Source organism: Paenibacillus xylanexedens (assembly GCF_007676705.1).
Classification (GTDB): Bacteria; Bacillota; Bacilli; order Paenibacillales; family Paenibacillaceae; genus Paenibacillus; species Paenibacillus xylanexedens_C.
The window spans coordinates 1-312 of the sequence record NZ_VEBF01000145.1; the positions used below are offsets into that span (position 1 = coordinate 1).

1 pseudogene is annotated in these 312 nt (G+C 42.6%); it reads right to left on the reverse strand.

The window, feature by feature from the left end:
* A pseudogene (locus tag FS628_RS31615) lies at positions 1 to 312 on the reverse strand (bifunctional 2',3'-cyclic-nucleotide 2'-phosphodiesterase/3'-nucleotidase); the annotation flags it as partial.

Here is a 312-nt window from a genome sequence, read left to right on the forward strand (position 1 = left end):
CCCTCACATACAATACCGAGTTCTCCATCACATCCCTTTCACCAATTTCCTCAAATCCCCACTCAGCAATAGCTACAATAATCTCTCCACCTTTTCCTTTCATCTCACCAATCAATTTTTTCGCACTACCGATAATATCTTTCCCCATTACTTTCCTTTCAACATTACCCCTCTCCCACTCCATCATTTCTCCCGCCACCAATCCCATCACACCCACTTTCATCGTATCTTCCTTCCCAGTCTCATCCCTTACTTTTTTCTCCAAAATCTCATAAGGTCTGAAATAGTTCGTGTCGTTCGTCTCATCATCAT